This is a genomic window from Cyanobium sp. L1E-Cus (assembly GCF_024345755.1).
In the GTDB taxonomy this organism is placed as follows: Bacteria; Cyanobacteriota; Cyanobacteriia; order PCC-6307; family Cyanobiaceae; genus Cyanobium_A; species Cyanobium_A usitatum.
Map to the genome: position 1 here is coordinate 18,745 of NZ_JAGQBS010000013.1, position 15,504 is coordinate 34,248.

Sequence of the window (15,504 nt, forward strand, 5' to 3'; positions counted from 1 at the left end):
GCCCGATGACCTCCGCTACCTTCCCGCCCAGCCCTCCCGAAAACACCTCCTGGAGCCGCTACTTCGGCTTCAACACCGATGCCAAGGTGATTGGCATTCAGTACATCGTTACGGCCTTTTTCTTCTTTCTGATCGGTGGCCTGCTGGCCATGATCATTCGCGGTGAACTGATCACGCCAGCGGCCGACCTGGTCGACCGCACGGTGTACAACGGCATCTACACGATGCACGGAACAATCATGCTGTTCCTGTTCATCTTTCCGGTGCTGAATGGGCTCAATAACCTGCTGATCCCCACCATGATCGGCGCTCCAGATATGGCCTTTCCGCGGTTGAATGCGGTGGCCTTCTGGCTGGTTCCCATTTTTGGCGCCCTGTTGATCGGCAGCTTTTTCGTTCCTGGTGGGCCGGCCTATTCCGGCTGGTGGTCCTATCCACCGGTGAGCACCCAGAACCCGCTGGGCCACTTTATTAATGGCCAAGGCCTATGGATCACAGCCGTGGCCCTTTCGGGTGTCTCCTCGATCATGGGAGCGCTCAACTTCGTCACCACTATTCTGCGCATGCGCGCCCCTGGCATGGGCTTTTTCCGCATGCCGGTGTTCTGCTGGACGGCCCTTGCAGCCCAAAGTCTGCAGTTGATCGGCCTGCCGGCCCTTACCGGTGGGGCTGTGATGTTGTTGATGGACCTCAGCTTTGGCACCAGCTTTTATCAGCCAGAGGGAGGTGGCGACCCTGTGCTTTATCAGCACTTTTTCTGGTTTTATTCCCACCCGGCCGTGTATGTGATCATCCTGCCGGTGTTTGGCATCTTCTCAGAGCTGTTCCCGGTTTACTCACGCAAGCCACTGTTTGGCTACGTCTACGTCTGCCTGGCCTCCTTCATCATCGTGGCACTGGGTTTAGTTGTGTGGGTGCACCACATGTTCCCCAGTGGGGTAGCGCAGTGGATGCGTAACTTCTTTATGTTTTCCACCATGCTCATTGCCGTGCCCACGGGGGTGAAGGTGTTTGCCTGGCTGGGCACCATTTGGCGCGGCAAACTGCGACTCACCACACCGATGCTTTTTTGCCTGGGTGGCCTGTTCAACTTTGTGTTCGCTGGCATCACCGGCATCATGCTTGCCACGGTGCCGGTCGATATTCACGTATCGAACACCTATTTTGTGGTGGGTCATTTCCACTATGTGATCTATGGGGCAGCGGTGATGGGAATCTTTGCCGCTATCTATCACTGGTTTCCCAAATTTATTGGCCGCATGCCTTACGAGGGCCTTGGCAAGGTCCATTTCCTACTCACCTTCATCGGTGCCAACCTCAATTTTCTGCCCATGCACCCCCTCGGTCTGATGGGCATGCCCCGGCGGGTTTCGAGCTACGACCCGGAATTCGCCTTCTGGAATGTGCTTGCCAGCCTGGGCGCCTTCTTGCTGGGAGTGTCTATTATTCCCTTTCTCCTCAATATGGTGAGTGCCTGGGTACGGGGCCCGAAAGCCCCCCATAACCCCTGGAATGCCATTGGTCTTGAGTGGCTGCTGCCATCACCGCCACCTGAAGACAACTTTGGTGAGCATGTGCCGACCGTGATTTCACGCCCCTATGGCTACGGCACTGGAGAGCCACTTGTTGAGCACCAGGCAGAGATTGAAAATCAGCTCACCCTTCAGGAGGCCAGCGCATGACTGCTACACCTCATTTGAACACTGAGCACCCGAAGCACAACCTCACTGGCTTCATCATCTTTCTCTGTTCTGAGAGTGTCATCTTTTTGGCATTCTTTAGTGGTTTTGCCCTGCTGAAAACCGCTGCGCTCAATTGGCTACCCCCCGGTGTGGAAGGCCTCGAGTGGCGTACGCCCCTGCTCAACACGGTGGTATTGATTTCTAGTTCTGGCACGATCTGGCTGGCAGAGCGCTGCATGAGCAAGGGGAATCTGATGGGATTTCGGGCTTTCTGGCTGCTCACCATGGCCCTTGGTGCCTATTTCCTCTACGGCCAAGCCGTTGAGTGGAGTGGTCTGCAGTTTGGCTTGACCAGTGGTGTATTCGGCGGCACCTTTTATCTGCTTACCGGCTTCCATGGCTTGCATGTGGCCACGGGGGTGTTTTTGATGGGATTGATGCTGGTGAAATCTTTCATCCCCCAGAACTATGCGGGTGGAGAGCAGGGCGTTCAGGCCACATCCCTGTTCTGGCACTTTGTGGATGTGATTTGGATCATCCTCTTCGTTCTCCTTTACGTCTGGCAGCGCAGCTGAGGAACCATCCATGATCATCGACGACAACCATTACGACGTAATTGTCATTGGCAGTGGAGCTGCCGGTGGCACCCTTGCCAATTCGCTTGCCTCATCAGGATTGGCAGTGCTGGTGCTGGAGCGGGGGGAACAGATGTCCCTCGCTGATCAGAACGTCGCCGATGTGGATTTGTTCCGCAAGGATCGCTACCACCCCAAGGAGCAATGGTTTGGCACCGACGGGGATCCTTTTTCGCCTCAGACGATCTACGCCCTAGGTGGCAACACCAAGATCTGGGGTGGGGTGCTCGAGCGGCTGAGGGAGCAGGAGTTTGCTGGCTTGCATTTACAGGGCGGGCAGGCTCCAGCCTGGGGGCTTAGCTACGGAGATTTCGAACCCTGGTACGACCAAGCTGAGGCCCTATATCGGGTGCATGGTCAGCGGGGTGTGGATCCCACCGAACCGCGAGCGGGCGCCGACTACGCCATGGCCCCCAAGCCCGTGGAGCCGTTCTTTGAGGAGTTGCGGCTGGCCTTGGTTCGCCAGGGGCTGAATCCCTATTCCCTGCCGCTGAGCTGGTCCCAGTCCAGCGCCGATCCCAGTGGTGACGCAGAGCTGTTCGGAGTGGATCCGGCCCGCGCTTCAACCGCGGTGGTGGTACAAACCGGCGCCCAGGTGCAGCGACTGCATGTCAATCCCAGTGGCACGGAGGTGCGAGGGGTTGAGGCCCTGGTGGATGGCCAAAGTTGGTTGTTCATGGGCCATCAGGTGGTGCTAGCTGCCGGCGCCATCAACAGCGCCGCGATCCTGCTGCGCTCGGCCACCGATCGCCATCCCCGGGGCCTGGCCAACGGCTCCGACCAGGTGGGCCGCAACCTGATGAAGCTGCAGCTCACCTCCATCCTGCAGCTCGCCACTGAAGCCAACAGCGGTCGCTATGGGCGCAGTTACGGCATCAACGACTACCTCTGGGGCGACAAGAACGTCTCCTTCCCACTGGGTTCGATTCAGAACGGTGGCGGTGTTTTGCAGGACGCCCTGTTTGCTGAATCGCCACCGGTGCTCTCGCTGGTGACCAAGCTGCTGCCTAATTTCGGCCTCGAGCAGCTCGCCTCCCGCTCGATCTCCTGGTGGGCCATGAGTCCGGTGCTGCCCGACCCCCACAACCGCGTCAGTTTGCGGGGGGATCGTATTCAGATCACCTATCTGGCCAACAACCGCGAGGCCCATGACCGCCTCGTGTACCGCTGGATCGACGCCCTCAAGGCGGTGGAGGCCGATCCGGATTGCCATGTGGTGAAGGAGGCTCCCACCCATCCCCGCGGCGAGGCGCCCCTATCGGCCATGGGCTACAGCTGCGGCACCTGTCGCATGGGCGACAACCCAGCCACGTCGGTGGTGGATCTGCAGGGCCGCAGCCACGAGGTGGTCAACCTCACCATCGCCGATGCCAGTGTCTTCCCGGCCTGTCCGGCCATGGGCTTCGGTCTCACCGTGATCGCCAATGCCCTGCGCATCGCCGCTGGCCTCAAGGCATCCCTCCGATGACGTCAACGGCCCCCGGTGACCACCATTCCTGAAGCCGCTCGCATCCTGGAGCGCGACCAGGGCCTTCAGCCCTGGACCTTGTGGGGCAGTTATCTGCCCGATCGCCAGTGGGGCACGGTGCGGGAGGACTACTCCGCCGATGGCGATGCCTGGCGCTCCTTCCCCCACGACCAGGCTCGCTCGCGGGTGTATCGCTGGGGCGAAGACGGTTTATTGGGTATCTGCGACGAAGAGTGCCGGCTGTGTTTCTCCCTGGCCCTCTGGAATGGGGTAGATCCGATCCTCAAGGAGCGGCCATTTGGCCTGGGCAACCCCGAGGGCAACCACGGTGAAGATCTCAAGGATTACTACTTCCACCTCGCCAACACCCCCACCCACAGCTTCATGCGGGGGCTCTACAAGTATCCCCAGGCCGCATTCCCCTACCAGCAGTTGGTGGATGAAAACGGTCGCCGCAGCCGCAGCGAGCCCGAATACGAGCTGGTGGATACGGGCATCTTTGATGCCAGTCGCTACTTCGACGTTGTCATTGAGTACGCCAAGGCCTCAGCTACCGATCTGCTGATCCGCATCCGGGTTACCAACCGCGGGCCCGATCCTGCCCCTCTCACCCTGTTGCCCACCCTGTGGATGCGCAACACCTGGGGTTGGGGCTATCCCGATGAGCAGCGCCAGCCGATGGCCCTCGATGGTGATGTTGTGGTCACCGGTGATCTGCCCCACCTAGGGGTTTACGAGCTGATCTGCCGGGATCGGGGCAGCTGGTTGTTCACCGACAACGAAACCAACCATCAGCATCTCTATGGCGAGCCCAATCCCACCCCATATCAGAAGGATGGCTTTCACCGCTATGTGATTGGCGCTGAGGCGGCGGCGATCAATACAGCCCAGGGCGGCACCAAGGCGGCCCGCTTGTTGCAGCGCACCCTGGCTCCGGCTGAAGAGTGGACCGTCGAGCTGCGCCTGAGGCAACGCGACAGGGTGGATGCTGACGGGGCTAGCGAGCCTGCCTTCGGCGACACCTTTGAGGCCCTTTTTCAGGCCCGCGAGTTGGAATGTGCCCAATTTTATGAACATACCCTGCCCGGCCTCAATGCCGAGGATCGCCTGATTCACACCTCCGCTTTGGCGGGATTGTTGTGGTGCAAGAAGTATTACGGCTGGAGCGTGTTGCGCTGGCTCGAAGGTGACCCCACCCAGCCGCCACCGCCGGCGAATCGGTGGCAGTCGGAGACTGCCCAGTGGCGTCGACTTCACTCCCACCACATCATTTCGATGCCGGATGCGTGGGAGTACCCCTATTTCTGCCAGTGGGATCTGATGTTCCACGCGGTGGCCTTCGCCATCTTCGATCCAGAGGTGGCCAAGCAGCAGGCGATGTTGCTGCGCAGCCCCCACTACACAGCCCCCAGCGCCCAAACCCCCGCCTATGAGTGGGCTCTCTCCGATCCCAATCCGCCGATCGGCGCCTGGGCGGCGATGCGGATCTACCAGATCGATCGCAAGCACTCCGGCCAGGCCGATCATCCCTTCCTGCGGGCCGCCCTGCGCAAGCTGTTGCTCGAATACGGCTGGTGGGCCAACCGCAACGATCGCTCTGGCGACAACGTGTTTGAGGGGGGGTTTCTAGGCCTCGACAACATCGCCATATTTGATCGCCGTTTTCCCCTTGCCGATGGCAGCCGCATCGAGCAATGCGATGGCACGGCCTGGATGGCCTCGCTCAGTCTCAACCTGCTGAATATTTCAGTGGAACTAAGCCATCAGCAGCCTGAATATGCCGACACCTGCGAGCGCTTCGTTTACGACTTCACTCAACTGGCCATCACCCTCAATACTCCTTCAGAAAGAGGCTTCCTGAACTGGGATGACGAGGATGGGTTTTACTACGACGTGATCAAGCGGCAAGACGGCAGCACCGACTACCTGCGCACTCGCTCCCTTTCGGGTCTGGTACCTCTGCTGGCTGTGGCAAGTTTCGACCGTGAAACCGTCGACCGATTGCCTGTGCTCGATGTGCTTAAAAGCATGGCCTGGTTTGTGCATGAGCGCACCACGCCCACCTGGTTGGAACGCAACCTCGGCCAGTGGCACAACGACCGCATCCTCTACACCCTCGTACCGGAGGATCGCCTGCGGCGGATCTGTGAACGGATGTTTGATGAAGAGGAATTCCTCTCCTCCTACGGGATCCGCTCCCTCTCCAAGGTGTACGGCGACAATCCCTATTCGTTCACAGAGGGCTCCGATAGTCAGACCCTCACCTACAGCCCTGGGGACAGTCCCGTGGCGATGTTTGGCGGCAATTCCAATTGGCGTGGGCCGGTGTGGATGCCGATCAACTTCCTGCTGATTGAGTCGTTGCAGAAATACGCCCATTACTACGGGGACAGTTTCAAGGTGGAGTTCCCCACGCGCTCCGGCAACTGGCTCAATCTCTGGGAGGTGTCGCTGGAGCTGGAGAAGCGCCTAGTCGGTATCTTCCGGCGCGATGCATCCGGGCGGCGGGCCTTCAATGGTGATGTGGAGTTGTTCCAGAACGATCCCCACTGGCGGGATCTGATCCTGTTCAACGAATATTTCCATGGTGACAATGGCCGGGGTGTGGGTGCTTCCCACCAGACTGGATGGAGCGCCACTGTCGCCAAGATGGTCAACCAGTTGAGTCGTTATTCATCTGGTTAACGCAAGGGACTGCCTGCTTCTTTTTCGACTGCCTCCTCTATTCAGCCATGGCTCATCCTTCTAATCGCACCGAGCTTCCTGGTCCTTCCCTGGCAATTTCGCCATTGCCGAATGCCGGCCAGTTGGAGGTGGCCGATGGGGCTCACTTTGATGTGGTGATCATCGGCAGCGGTGCCGGCGGTGGCACCCTGGCGCGCCACCTGGCCCCCAGCGGCCTAAAGATTCTGGTGCTGGAGCGTGGCGACTGGCTCCCGCAGGAACCCCAGAACTGGGATGCGGAGGAGGTCTTCCAGAAGGGGCGGTACATCTCCAAGGATGTGTGGCACGACAAGCACGGCAAGCCGTTTCAGCCCGGCAGCCATTACTTCGTCGGTGGGGCCACCAAGATGTATGGCGCGGCCCACTTCCGCTTGCGGCAGCAGGATTTTGAGCGGCTTCATCACTTCGACGGCATTTCGCCAGCCTGGCCCCTGCGTTACAGCGACTTCGAGCCCTATTACCAGCGGGCTGAAGAGATGTACCACGTGCATGGTCAGCGGGGGGAAGATCCCACCGAGCCCCCCTGCAGCGGCCCCTATCCCCATCCGCCGGTGGCCCATGAGCCCCGCATCCAGAAGCTGGTGGATGATCTGCGATTGGCCGGATTGCATCCCTTCCATGCCCCTACCGGGGTGATGCTGGATGAGGCCAACATGGCCTTCAGCCGTTGCCGCAGGTGCAATTGCTGCGATGGCTTCCCCTGTCTGGTGCATGCCAAATCCGATGCGGACGTGCTCGGCATGCGGCCGGCCCTGGCTGCTCCGAATGTCTCGCTGCTCACCCGGGCCCATGTGCGTCGCCTGGAGACCGATGCCTCGGGCCGCAGCGTGCAGGCCGTGCAGCTGGAGCGGGATGGTCAACCGATGACCGTGCGGGGTGATGTGGTGGTGGTGAGTTGTGGTGCCGCCAATACGGCCCGGCTGCTGTTGATGTCAGCAAACGACCAGCACCCGCGCGGTCTGGCCAACAGCTCCGACCAGGTGGGCCGCAATTACATGTCCCACAACAGCAAGGCGATGGTGGCCCTGGCCCACGAGCCGAACACCACCGTGTTCCAGAAGACGCTTTCGATCAACGATTGGTATCTGGGGGATGCCGACTTTGACTACCCGATGGGCAATATCCAGATGACGGGTAAGACCAACGGCACGATCATGAAGGGCTATGCGCCGCTCGAAACCTTCCTGATGCCGGGTTGGTCGATGGACAAAATCGCTGAGCACGCTGTCGATTTCTGGATCTCATCGGAAGATCTGCCCGACCCCAACAACCGGGTGACCATCGATGGCGAGGGCCAGATTCATCTGGACTACACGCCCAACAACCCAACCGCCGCCCAGCGGCTCTACGGCCGGCTTACCGGGATGCTGGACCAGCTCTATCTCAAGAAGCATTTGGTGGAGCGCCAGATTTATGTCAAGAACGCCATGGGTATTGCCGCCGTGGCGCACCAGGCCGGCACCTGCCGCTTCGGCGACGATCCGGCCACCTCAGTGCTGGACCTCAACTGCAAGGCCCATGACCTCGACAACCTCTACGTGGTCGATACCAGTTTCATGCCGACCATCGGCGCGGTGAACCCTTCACTCACGGCCATCGCCAATGCCCTGCGGGTGGGCGACCATCTGCGGGAGCGTCTGGGGCGGTGAATGTTGGCTGCTGATGCCTGGAGCTGGGTTCGTCGCCAGGCCGCCGATCCGGAAGGCCAGGTGTTGTTTGCCCTCGCTGGGCTGGTGACGCTCACCGTAGGTTGGGTCTGCTTCTGGCCGGTGCCCACGGAGGTGGTTGGCCGTGGCGTGATGATCGTGCCGGGAGGAGCCAAGGTGATTGACGCCCGTGCCGGCGGGCAGATCCTGGAGATTCCCGTGGCGGTGGGCGAGGCGGTTCGTCGCGGGCAGCCCCTGCTCCGGCTCTATCTGCCGGCATTGGAGCAGGAGTTGCGGCGACAGGAGCGGGATCTGGCGGAGTTGATCGCCATTAATACCGATCTCGACCGCCGCGATGGGGTGCGTCTCCAGGCTGCCCGCACGGTGCGAGATACCGCCCTCACCAAGCTGACCCGGGAGCGCCAGCGGCTGGCTGGCTTGCGCCAGACCTACAACCAAAAAGTTGCCGATTTCCGCCTGCTGGCCCGTGAGGAGGTGGTGGCCCCGCTGGCGGAGCAGGTGGTGTCCACCCAGGATCGGGCGACCCAGTTGGAGGTGGCCATTGAAAATCTGCGCATCGGCGAAAAGGAAGCCGAAGATGTCTTTGAGAAGGTGAAGCTGGAGATCGAAACTGAGCAGCAGCGCCGTCGCTATCGCATTGACGACAGCCGCCGAGCCATCAAGGTGACCAAGGCGCGACTGGCCTACGAAGGCACCCTGATCGCGGATCGTGATGGCCTGGTGCTCGACCTGCAGGTGGTGCGCGGTCAGACAGTCAAACCCGGCCAGCGGCTCGGCACCCTCGGCGGCAAGCCCGGTGATCCCCTGCTGGCAGTGGCCTATTTCTCACCGGCCGACGCCAGGCGTCTGCCTCCCCGGCTGCCGATGGAAGTGGTGCCCGATTGGAATGAGCGTGGTCGTTTCGGGGGACTGCAGGGTCGGGTGCAACAGGTGAGTGTGCTGCCTGCCACCCGGGAAGATGTGGACACCACCATGGGCAATCCCCAGTTGGCGGAGGCGTTGGTGAAGAACGGTCCGGTGATGCGGGTGAACATCGGCCTGGACCCCGGCGCCCGGGGTTTTGATGGCTACCGCTGGACCCTCTCCCGGGGAAGCAGTGTTTTCCCGATCCGGGAGGGGCTCACCCTCAAGGCCCATGGCTACGTGGAGTGGCGCACCCCCTTGAGTTACGTGTTGCCCGTGCTGCGCGACGTCACAGGCAGCTACCGCAACCTGGGCCAGCAGCGTCAGGACCGTCCGTCCCTGCGGCAGGCGGGAGGGTTGCCATGAGGAGAGAGGAGAGGCCGTGAGGGCACCCCTGCGCCGGGAGCTGCCGCTATTGATCGTTGAGATCAGCCTTCTGGTGGTGCTGCTGCACGCCAACGCGCCGGAGGTGTGGTTCTGGTTTGCGGTGTTGGTTGTGCTGTTGGCGTGGCGCGGCTGGGCCTGGTGCTGGCGCCGCCAGCAGGCTCGAGCACCAGGGGAAGACTGACGGGCAGGCCGGGTTCGTTTGGTACAGGCAGGAGTTCGCGCAGCAGCTGGGAGTAGCTCACATTGGCGAGGGTGATCGACTCGGCCACTCCCTCCATAGCCTGGGTGAGCAGGCGAATGGTGGTGCTCACATCGGTGTAGTCAGCGAGCCCGAGTTGATAGCGCGCTCGCACATCCCTAAACGCCTCCCGCGAGGCGGCATAGGAGGCCCGGGAGGCCACGATCTGTCCCAGGGCGGCGCGGTGATCGAAAAACGCCGCCTCCAGTCGTTGACGGATGGAGTTGCGTTCCCGGGCCAGCGTCTGTTCGGTGCGCACCGCCGCGGCACGGCTGGCTGCCGCCGCCCCACTGGTAACCCCCCCGTCGAACAGGCGCCAGCGCAGCTGCAGTCCGGCGGCCCAGTCGGCGCTCTGGCTGTAGAGCTCGGGGATGTTGGTGGCTGCGCAGCAGCCCTGCAGATCGATCACCGGTTTGTTCGAGAGCACCTCCGCCACGCCGGCCTGGGCAAACAGCCGCAGGCTGGGCAGCAGCTCGGCGGCTCGGCGGTCGGCCTGGCGCAGCAGGGCATCCCGGGCGGCCTGCAGGGCCAGCAGCTGGGGGTTGTCATTGAAGCCCTGAATCAGGGTCTGCTGCAGGTCGAGGGGCCAGGGCGGCTGGAGGGCGATGGCCTCTGGAGCTGTCACGGTGATGTCGAAGGGCACGTTGATCAGGTTGCTGAGCTGGCGTTCGCGGCTCGCGCGCAGGGCCTCCGCCTGCTCCAGCCGGTAGCGGCTCTGTTGCAGCTCGGCTTCTGCCCGCATTAGATCCAGCCGCGGCACCAGACCCGACTGCTTGAGGGCTTGCACCTCCTCTTTCACCAGGCTGTCGTTGCTCAACACCGCCTGGCGCACGCGCCGCAGCTGTTCGGAGAGTTGGAGGCCGTAGTAGGCCAGGCTGACGTCGAGCTGAAGTTGGCGTAGCCGGTTGGAATAGCGCTGCCGTGAAGCGCTCAGTTCATTCTTGGCTTCAGCCAAGGCCGAATTGCGCTCGAAGCTCACCAGTTCCCAGTTGAGGCCAAGGCCGGCCACTCCGATCTGCAGGTTTTCCTGGATTCGGTTCCAGCCGTTCGGTTCCACCAAAAAGGGTGATCCGGCTGGGTAGATGCCCACGTTGTCTTCCCCCACCCGATTGGTGGTCTGGCTCTGGCTAGTGCTGCCACTCACAAGCAGGGCCAGCTCCGGCCAGAAGCGACCGCGCACCGAGGTGAGCCATCCTTTTCGCTCGTCAACCGCTGCTACCTGGGCAGCCAGATCAGGGTCGTTGCGCACGGCCACCTCCAGGGCGGTGGGCAGGTTCAGGCTCACTCGGCGCACCACGCTGACGGTTGCCGTCGTGGTGGGGATGGCTTCCGCCGCCGGGGCCTGCAGCAGCTCCAGGATCTCCCCATCCGGTGCCGCAGCCCTCGGGGCCATCGCCTGGGGATCGCCCGGAACCGCCAGGTCGAGGGCCTGGAGGTCGCGTTCAAAGCGCTGCAGGCTTCGCAGCAAGGTGGCGGAAGGCTTGGGCAGGGGGGGCTGGGCCCAGCTGGCCGATCCGCCAGCCAGGCCAGTGACCCATCCCGCGACCACGGCGATTACCAAATTGCGTCGAGCGTTGCAGCGTCGAGCCTTCCGGGCCCCAGCCCCATGTCGATGCACGCTCATGGCGGGGGGGTGGCTCCTGGAAGGGCAGCCCGGCTGCGGCGCTGTTCCTCCTGGGCCAGCTCATGCAGCATCACGCTGGTGCGGGCCAGGCAGCCGATGGAAAAGCAGATGGCCGCGTTGCCAAACAAGCCCCAGTGCCAGCGCACGTCCCCATCGCGCAGTTTGGTGAGGAGCAGCATGACGGCTGCCGCGGCGATCCAGGGCAGGGTGATCACCACGAGCAGCCGTCTCGGGGTCAGGCGTCTGGGTGTCATGGCGGCCCTAGTGCAAGGCGATGTGTTCGAGCATCTGGCGATCGCGGGCCAGGTTGCGGTTGATCTTGGCCAGCTCCCAGGAAACCTTGCATACGCAGCCGATCGAAAAGCAGATGGCCCCGCTGCCGATCAGGCTCCAGCCATGGCTTCGCAGACTGAACTCATCAGACACCATTAGGCGCAGGGCCGTCAGGTTGACGGCTGCGGAAGCGCCCCAGGGCCCGTAGACCCAGACCAGCAGGAAGCGGGGCATCCGGGCCAGACGTGCAACCTCTTGATCATGTCGGTGGCCAGCCCCCTGTGACGAACCCATGTCAGCGCCCGCTGGCACCGCATGGCGAATGGCTGGTGGAATCCGTTGACCTTCAAGCTGCCGAAGGCGGATTGGGATGGTGCTGTTCGTTCCGGGCATCAGGGGTACCATCTGCCTGAAGGGGCATCAACTCATAAAGCCTTGGCTGATGTAAATCGCCCCGAATCGTTTTTGGCTGTTTGTGAATCCGATTTCTGATGCGCGATCGATCTGACGCCCAGCTCCGAGCTGTCCCTGAATCCACGGCAGACCACAGCCTTGAGCAGGTGGTGCTTCTCCTAGTCGGTGTGATGCAAGGGGTCGCGTTGGTAACCTTCCCCGCCATCAGTACGGTTCTGACGTCAGCGAACGGCTATGGCTTGTCCAGCAGTTCCTATGGCTTGATCTTTTTGCCACAGGTGATCGCTGCCATCGCAGCTTCTTTCCTGGGCGGAAAGCTCTCGCGGCTGTGGGGAGCCAAACATCTCCTGTTGCTCGGATTGATGGCCAACACGGCCTCGATGGGTGTGCTTTTGCTGAGCTCTTTGTGGATCCATGAGCCCACGGTTGCCCTGCCGATGCTGCTGACGGCAACAGCACTGATGGGGTTTGGGTTTGGCGCTGTTGTGCCCCTCCTGAATACCTTTATCGCCGACTTCCAGCCGCAAAGGGTAGATCAGTCTATTTTGATGCTGAATGCCCTACTGGGTCTGGGCACTGCCTTGGCCCCTGCGTTGGCCGCGCTGGTGGTCGGACCGGGCATTTGGTGGCTGCTTCCCCTGATTGTGCTGGTGGCAGCGGCGCTTCTTCTGGTGGCGTGTCGTGCCCAGCCGTTGCAACTGAGTTCAAACGATCAAGACGGGGGCGCAAAGGCTGGGCTCCAGCAGGGAGATCCTGGTCTACTGGTGCTGTTTGTGCTGGTGGCCATTCTGTATGGGTTGATTGAAACCTTGAATGGCAATTGGTCGGTTTTGTTGATGTCTCGGCGTGTGGAAAGCCCGCCTCAGATTGCTTCGATGGCGCTCACTGTGTTTTGGGCGATGGTTACCATCGGAAGGCTGTTCTTCTCAGGTGTGTCCCGCTGGCTTACACCTAAATTGCTACTGCCCGGCTTGCCAGTTTTTCTGGCTGTCGTCCTGGCGGCCATCAGCCGCTTGACTTCTGGCGACGACAGCAGCGCCCTTGTGCTCTTCGCTCTTGCAGGTTTCGGCTGCTCGGCGATGTTGCCGTTGATCATCAGCTTTGGGCAAAAGCGACTGAATTGGCTTGGTGAATCTGTGGCTGGCCTGTTGATTGCTTCGTATCAGCTGGGCTTTGGTTTGGCTGCCTTTGGTGGAGGCACTCTGCAGCAAGCGCTTCAGCTTCCAGTCTCAACGTTGTTTGGCTGGGGTGCTTGGGTGGCTCTGGCTTTGGCGCTGCTCTCTGTTTGCATTATTGCTCCAAAGGGCCTTGCTTCTCTGTCTCAGCGGTAATGAATCAACCTGGGCGCCTGCTGGATGGCAAAGCAGCACTTTCATTGGGGCTTTTGATTCTGGCGGCTCCGGCAAAAGGCCATGAACTCGCTGCAAAAGAGCCGTTGAAGCTTGGCGCCTCTCAGATGATCAAGCTGGTGATTCCCCAGCCATATTCATCTAACCGGCTTGAATATGACTATATCGTTCCCATTGTTCAAACAGCGCGCGATCGATATTTTTTGGATGCCAAGGTTTTTGCATCGGAGCAGCCGTTGATCGGTGCTTCTGCTGGTTCGGATTTTTTTCAGGCTTTTGGTCAGAGTGCGCGCCTTGGTGTGAGGACACTGTTTGAACAGGGCAATGCGTTTCATGGTGCCAGTGTTGGCTACGACAGCCTCTGGCAGCAGGGTGAGTATTATCAACAGATTGGGGCTGCATTTGAATATACAAAGCGGGACTATCAGTTGGTGTTAACAATGGGGCTGCCCTTGTCGCCCCCCAGTGCCACTGCTTCTGTGGACACCCCTTTGGCATCCGTTAATGTTCAAGTGTCGCTGCCAACGGGCTATCCAGGCCTCGCAGTTCAGCCCAGGGTTTATTTAGTGGGTAGCAATAGCACAGGTTCGGCTGTTGGCGGACAGTTGCAGTTCACTTATTCTTTTGCGCGCTCTTGGAGCGCGACTCTTGCTTCCAATTATGATGAGCTAACTGGTGTCAGTGGTTCTCTGACCTTTCAGGTGTTGTTTCCCCAGCGCCAGCCTGACAGCGTTGGAGCCGCCATTCATCCCAGTCTGATCAACAGTTTTGCAGGAGCCGTGGGAAACAACGGCTCCCGTGTCATTCGCCTGGACAATGCTCCTGCTGCTTCAGGAAATTGAGTTAGGGGTTGTCCGCTAGTGTGCGTACTGGCACAAGGCCGCGTGCCTTCAGTTTCACGGCCCACAGCGTATCGCTGGATCCAATGAAGAGGACATCGTTGTTGGCGCCACCGAAGCTCAGATTGGCTGTTTGTTTCGCCATCAGAAACTTACCGATGAGTTTGCCTTGGGGATTGAGCACGTGGATGCCCTCCAAGGTGCCCACATAGATGTTTCCTTTCTCGTCCAGCCGCATCCCGTCGGGGAATCCTGGCGCCACGTTGGCGAGCAGGCGCTTGTTGTTGATGCTCTTGCCATCGGCACTGACGTCATAGGCGTAGATGCGATGGGGTAGGTAGGGGAAATAGGTTCGCGGACCTTGAATGGCACCGCTGTCAATGATGTAGAGGATTTTTTCTTTGGGCCCAAAGGCGATGCCATTGGGCATCACCAGGTTTGGTTCGACAACGGTCAATTGCTTTGTGCGAGGGTCAAAGCGGTAGACGTTGTTTGGTAGTTCGGCTGGTTGGGGGGGGAATTGCAGGGAACCGTAGCTGGGATCCGTAAACCAAACGCTGCCATCAGCCTTGACCACCAGATCATTGGGTGAATTCAGGCGTTTGCCTTGATAGCTCCCGACCAAGGTGGGGGCCTGGGGGTCTGGGCTGCTCAGGTTTGCCGTGATGGATCGGGTGATCGATACACGCCTGCCGGTGGTTTCTGCCGTCAGCAGGTTGCCTTGCAGATCAGGGGTCTGCCCATCGGCCACGCCGGAAGGATTGCGGAAGAGTTGTGGAGCGTCCCAGGATGCTGGGGTGATCTGGTCATTAATCAGCCCTTTCCATCGCATCGCATAGATGCTGTTGTGTATTTGATCGGTGACGAATAGGATCCCGCCGCTGCCATCTTTGTCCTTGAGAAAAACGGGTCCCTCAAGAAAGCCGAAGCCTGTTGCGAGAGGGACAAGATTGGGTGTGCGTCCAACGATGGCTTCAAATGCAGGGTCTAGGGCTATTACAGTTAATTGTGGTGATTGTGCTTCTGGATAAGGTGGATTATTGGTGATCGACACCTTGCGGCATTGTTTTGCATCAGGGTTGCCTGGCAGGCAGGCGGCTCCCATGGGTGGATTCGCCAGGCTTTTCTGACAGTCAGTGATCAGGGCTGTACCCAGGATCATGAAGCCTACTAATGTCGCACCGATGCTTTTGTGGAACTGGCCTGTGATCCGCTCCAATGGTCGGGATTGATCCATGAGTAGCGCCAGTCAGGCATAGTGAATTGCGGTTGCAATCTATAAATAGTTTTGATCATTGACC

13 protein-coding genes are annotated in these 15,504 nt (G+C 60.4%); 9 read left to right on the top strand and 4 right to left on the bottom strand.

Translation table 11 applies throughout. The features are described from left to right. Window positions 1–5 precede the first annotated feature (5 nt). Genes KBZ22_RS11595 through KBZ22_RS11620 form a run of 6 tightly spaced genes read left to right on the top strand, consistent with a single transcriptional unit; the run spans window position 6 to window position 9,445 of the window. Window positions 6–1,682 carry a cbb3-type cytochrome c oxidase subunit I gene (locus tag KBZ22_RS11595; protein WP_255022073.1) on the top strand — a complete coding sequence of 559 codons (1,677 nt, stop codon included), beginning with the start codon at window positions 6–8 and terminating at the stop codon, window positions 1,680–1,682. Continuing rightward, window positions 1,679–2,257 (top strand): heme-copper oxidase subunit III, encoded by a 579-nt coding sequence (locus KBZ22_RS11600; RefSeq protein ID WP_254942066.1) that lies wholly within the window; start codon window positions 1,679–1,681, stop codon window positions 2,255–2,257. Before KBZ22_RS11595 ends, KBZ22_RS11600 begins: the two co-directional genes overlap by 4 nt. Before the next feature lie 10 nt (window positions 2,258–2,267). Then, window positions 2,268–3,785, top strand: a complete 1,518-nt coding sequence (locus KBZ22_RS11605; protein ID WP_255022074.1) for a GMC oxidoreductase — start codon at window positions 2,268–2,270, stop codon at window positions 3,783–3,785. A gap of 15 nt (window positions 3,786–3,800) precedes the next feature. Beyond that, on the top strand, window positions 3,801–6,470 hold the full coding sequence (locus KBZ22_RS11610) for an MGH1-like glycoside hydrolase domain-containing protein (RefSeq protein ID WP_255022075.1): 2,670 nt from the start codon (window positions 3,801–3,803) through the stop codon (window positions 6,468–6,470). Window positions 6,471–6,517: 47 nt separating this feature from the next. Then, on the top strand, window positions 6,518–8,158 hold the full coding sequence (locus KBZ22_RS11615) for a GMC family oxidoreductase (protein WP_255022076.1): 1,641 nt from the start codon (window positions 6,518–6,520) through the stop codon (window positions 8,156–8,158). Further along, a complete protein-coding gene (locus tag KBZ22_RS11620; RefSeq protein ID WP_255022077.1) occupies window positions 8,159–9,445 on the top strand; it encodes an NHLP bacteriocin system secretion protein in 1,287 nt (428 codons plus the stop codon). A gap of 62 nt (window positions 9,446–9,507) precedes the next feature. Here KBZ22_RS11620 and KBZ22_RS11630 read toward each other — a convergent pair whose 3' ends face one another. The 3 genes from KBZ22_RS11630 to KBZ22_RS11640 all read right to left on the bottom strand — a co-directional run bounded on the left by KBZ22_RS11630 (window position 9,508) and on the right by KBZ22_RS11640 (window position 11,835). Beyond that, a complete protein-coding gene (locus KBZ22_RS11630; RefSeq protein ID WP_315858613.1) occupies window positions 9,508–11,253 on the bottom strand; it encodes a TolC family protein in 1,746 nt (581 codons plus the stop codon). A gap of 71 nt (window positions 11,254–11,324) precedes the next feature. After that, a complete protein-coding gene (locus KBZ22_RS11635) occupies window positions 11,325–11,582 on the bottom strand; it encodes a hypothetical protein (RefSeq protein WP_254942986.1) in 258 nt (85 codons plus the stop codon). Between the two features lie 7 nt (window positions 11,583–11,589). Further along, on the bottom strand, window positions 11,590–11,835 hold the full coding sequence (locus KBZ22_RS11640) for a hypothetical protein (RefSeq protein ID WP_255022079.1): 246 nt from the start codon (window positions 11,833–11,835) through the stop codon (window positions 11,590–11,592). 81 nt (window positions 11,836–11,916) lie between these two features. On the opposite strand from KBZ22_RS11640, the gene KBZ22_RS11645 reads away from it, so the two are divergent. The 3 genes from KBZ22_RS11645 (at window position 11,917) to KBZ22_RS11655 (ending at window position 14,206) form a co-directional block, all read left to right on the top strand. Then, window positions 11,917–12,093 (top strand): hypothetical protein, encoded by a 177-nt coding sequence (locus KBZ22_RS11645; RefSeq protein ID WP_255022080.1) that lies wholly within the window; start codon window positions 11,917–11,919, stop codon window positions 12,091–12,093. Window positions 12,094–12,185: 92 nt separating this feature from the next. After that, entirely contained in the window at window positions 12,186–13,346 is a 1,161-nt protein-coding gene (locus KBZ22_RS11650) for an MFS transporter (RefSeq protein ID WP_396112046.1), read from the top strand. Beyond that, window positions 13,346–14,206, top strand: a complete 861-nt coding sequence (locus tag KBZ22_RS11655; RefSeq protein WP_255022082.1) for a hypothetical protein — start codon at window positions 13,346–13,348, stop codon at window positions 14,204–14,206. The genes KBZ22_RS11650 and KBZ22_RS11655 overlap by 1 nt, the downstream gene beginning before the upstream one ends. Before the next feature lies 1 nt (window position 14,207). On the opposite strand, the gene KBZ22_RS11660 is transcribed toward KBZ22_RS11655, so the two are convergent. Then, a complete protein-coding gene (locus KBZ22_RS11660; protein ID WP_255022083.1) occupies window positions 14,208–15,440 on the bottom strand; it encodes an SMP-30/gluconolactonase/LRE family protein in 1,233 nt (410 codons plus the stop codon). Window positions 15,441–15,504 lie beyond the last annotated feature (64 nt).